General features: G+C 69.4%; 1 protein-coding gene and 2 pseudogenes. All 3 read right to left on the reverse strand.

Features of this window, described 5'->3' with window-relative positions; genetic code table 11:
* Positions 1 to 150 precede the first annotated feature (150 nt).
* A complete protein-coding gene (locus CSW58_RS11770; RefSeq protein WP_236627804.1) occupies positions 151 to 2,922 on the reverse strand; it encodes a pitrilysin family protein in 2,772 nt (923 codons plus the stop codon).
* Positions 2,923 to 3,112: 190 nt separating this feature from the next.
* A pseudogene (locus CSW58_RS15380) lies at positions 3,113 to 3,600 on the reverse strand (cytosine permease).
* Positions 3,581 to 3,802, reverse strand: a pseudogene (locus CSW58_RS15385) (hypothetical protein); the annotation flags it as partial. The pseudogenes CSW58_RS15385 and CSW58_RS15380, both read right to left, overlap by 20 nt.

Below are 3,802 nucleotides of genomic sequence, written 5' to 3' on the forward strand. Positions count from 1 at the left end.
CGCCTTGAACAGGTCGGGGAAAGCAGGGTCGGCGGAATTGAACTTACGCATGCCGCCTAGATGCGACTTTTTGCGGATGAGGCAAGAGGCTTGGCTGAACTGGCGGCAGAGATCCTCCCCCTAGTGGGGGAGGATCTGCGAACCCGCCTCCTATCGCAGCGTCGGGCTATCCAGGTTCAACGCCGCCGCCGGGATCACCTCGACGTTCGGATAGACGCCCTTCAGCGCCTCAAGGAACAGCTTGGCGTCGCCGGCGATGATCAGGCTGGTCTGGCTGACCGGGGTTTCGGTCTGCACCGCCCTGGCCACCTGTTCGACCGTCACGGCGTTGATGGCGGGGACATAGCGGTCCAGTTCGGCCAGGGGCACGCCCTGCAGGGTGAAGCCGCCCAGGACGGCGCCGACGCCGGCGCTGGTCTCGACCTGACGGGCGAAGGCCCCGGTCAGGAAGGCCTTGCGGCGTTCGAGGTCGCCGGCCGTCACGGGCTCGCGGCCGATGCGGTCGATCTCGGCGACGAACAGCTTGGCCACCTCGACGGCCGACTCGTTCTTGGTCTGGGCCGAGGCGGTCAGCAGGCCCTCGTCATGGCGCGAGGCGATGGCGCTGTAGGCGCCGTAGCTGAGGCCGCGCTTGGCTCGCACCTCCTGGAACAGCCGCCCGTTCGAGCCGCCGCCGAGGATCGCATTGCCCAACGACAGTGGATAATAGGCCGGGTCGGCGCGGGGCACGGCGCGCTGGGCCGCAACGACCGAGGCCTGGCCGGAGCCTGGCAGGTCGATGACCACCACCCGTGGCGCGGGCGCCGGGCCTGACCGGTCGGCCGGCAGAGCCGTCTTGGCGCCCTCGCCTTTCCAGCCGCCGAACAGCCGCTCGGCCAGGGCGAAGGCCTCGGCCTCCTTCAGGCCGCCCGAGATGATCAGGGTGGTGTTGTCGGGCCGCCACCAGGTCTGGTGATGGCGCACGAGGTCGTCGCGGGTCATGGCCTTCAGCGACGACACGCCGCCCGAGGCCGGCGCGCCATAGGGCGCCGCGCCGTAGAGCACGCGGTTGGCCGCCAGGCTCGACAGCGGTCCCGGTTGCTTGAGGGCCACGGCCAGGCCGTCCAGCGACTGTTTCCGCCGCCGCTCCAGCTCCTCGGCCGCAAAGGCCGGGTGCAGGGCCACGTCGGCCAGGATCGCGCCGGCGGCGTCGAGATTGCCGGCCGGCGCCGAGACGAACAGCGAAGCGCCGTCAGGCCCCGCCCCGCCGCCGATCGCGGCGCCCAAGGCCTCGATGCCGCTGGCGATCTGGGGCGCCGAGCGGGTGGTGGTGCCCTGGGTCAGCAGGCCGGCGGTCATGTCGGCGACGCCCGCCCGGTTGGCGGGATCGACCGAGGCCCCGCCCGCGACCACCAGGGTCAGGGTCGCGATCGGCACGTCGCTGGAGCGGGCGGCGATGACCTTGAGGCCATTGGCCAGCGTCTTCTGGGCGATCACCGGCGGGGCCACCGGGCGGGCGGCGGCCGGAGCCGGTGGGGCCTGGCGCTCGCCCTCGGGGGCCAGCTCGTTGGGCGGCAGGCGCGCCGGCTCGACGCTGGCGAATTTCGGCATCGGGACCGGATTGGCCCAGGCGTCGGCCTCGCCCGCCGGACGTTGCGACTCGTCCAGATAGCGGATCGCCACCTTGGCGCTGTCAGGGAAGTATTTCCGCGCCACCCGCTGGACATCGGCGACGGTCACGGCCTGGATCGCGGCGGTGAAGCGGTCGGGGAAGGTCGGGTCGCCGGTCGAGGTCAGGGCGCGGCCCAGCAGGAAGGCCTTGCCGTTGGCGGTCTCGCGCGAGCGCAAGTCGTCGGCGATCAGCTCGTTGCGGGCCTCGGCCAGCTCGGCGACGGTGATCGGCTCGTCGCGCAGGCGCGCCATCTCGACGGCCAGGGCCGCTTCGGCGTCCTCGATCTTCTTGCCGCTGGCCAGGACCAGGAAAGGCCCCACCGAACCGGCCTCCTCCTGGGCGCCGCCGATGGTGGCGGCCTGGCTGGCCAGCTGCTTGTCATAGACCAGCGCCTTGTAGAGCCGCGACGACTCGCCAGTCGCCATCACGGTGTCCAGAACCGTCAGGGCGGCGCTGTCGGGATGGTCCAGCTTGGGAATGCGATAGGTCCAGGTAATGGCCGGCAGCGGCACGTTCGGCGCATAGGCCGTGACCGTGCGCGGTTTGGTGGTCGGCGGATCGATCACCACCTTGCGCACCGGCCCCGGATGGACCCGCTTGGGAATGGCCGCGAAATACTGGTCGACCCATTTGTCCAACTGCGCCTGATCGAAATTGCCGGCCACGATCAGGGTGGCGGTGTCGGGGCCATAGAAGGCCTCGTGAAAGGCGCGGGCGTCCTCGATGGTGGCGCTGTTCAGCTGCTCGATGCTGCCGATGCCGGGCCGGCGATAGGGATGGTTGTCGAAGGCGTTGTCGGCGAGCACGAAACGCTGCAGGCGGCCATAGGGCGTGGACAGCACGCGCTGGCGCAGCTCTTCCTTGACGATCTCCCGCTCGGCCTTGAACACCGCCTCGTCGACCACTGGCCGGGCCATGCGCTCGGCATGGGTCCACAGCATGGTCTCCAGATACTGGGCGGGCACCAGCTCGTAATAGTTGGTGAAGTCCTGGCCGGTGGAGGCGTTGCGGTTGCCGCCGATGTCCTCGGTCAGCTTGTTCATGGTGCCCAGCGGCATGTTGCGCGTCTTGCGCGACAGGATGTGCTCGAACAGGTGGGCGAAGCCCGAGCGGCCTTCGGGATCGTCCTTGGAGCCGACATTGTACCAGACCTGCACCGTCACATTGGCGGTGGCCGCGTCGGGGATGGCATAGACCTTTAGCCCATTGGCCAGGGTGCGGCTGGTATAGTTCAGGGGCGCGACGGCCAGCTTGGCCGAGGCCGCCGGCACGGCTTTGGCCGGCTGGGCGATGGCCGGTACGGCGGTCAGGTCAGCAGGGTCAGCAGCGACGCGGTGGCGGCGAGAGCACGGATCATGGATGGCTTCCCCTCAGCGAAAACGGAAACAGGCGAGCCCCCTCGCCCCGGATTTGACCGACAACAGGCCCGGCGCTCTGGCCCTTACGCAAGTGTCTAAAAGTTCATGATCGGGACGCCGCCGCCCCGCCGCCCCAGCGCATGGCCAGCAGATAGACCACGCTCGCGATCAGGGCGCCGACGAACCAGGCATAGGCGTAAAGCCCCTGCCACAGCGCGCCGACCTCGGCGAAGGCGCTGGGGCGCGGCGGCGTGCAGGAAGCCGGCAGGTTGGGCGCGACGCCCAGGATGAAGGCCGCCAACGCCGCCAGATTCCAGCCGCGCGTATAGGTGTAGATTCCTGGCGGTCATAGAGCGCCTCCAGCGACAGCCTCGTCCGACGCAGCAGCCAGTAGTCAGCGATCATGATGCCGGCCACCGGTCCCAGAAGGGCGCCATAGCCGGTCAGCCAGACGAAGATGTAGCCCTGGGTGCTCTCCAACAGCTTCCACGGCATGATCAGCGCCCCGATCGCGGCGGTGATGTAGCCGCCCGTGCGGTAGGAAATCCGCTTGGGCCACAGGGACGAGAAGTCATAGGCCGGCCCGACCAGATTGGCGGGCGATGTTGCAGGACACCGTGTCGAGGCTGATGATCAGCAGGCCGTCAGCACCGCAACGCCGCCGATGTCGCCGGCCAGGGCCACCGGGTCCCAGATCGCCTTGCCGAAGATCAGCACCGTGGCCGATCGTGACCACGCTCATCGTCGCCATCAGGGCCATGGGCGCGGGCAAGCCCAGGGCCTGACCGACGAT

This window comes from Caulobacter sp. B11 (assembly GCF_002737765.1).
GTDB lineage: Bacteria > Pseudomonadota > Alphaproteobacteria > Caulobacterales > Caulobacteraceae > Caulobacter.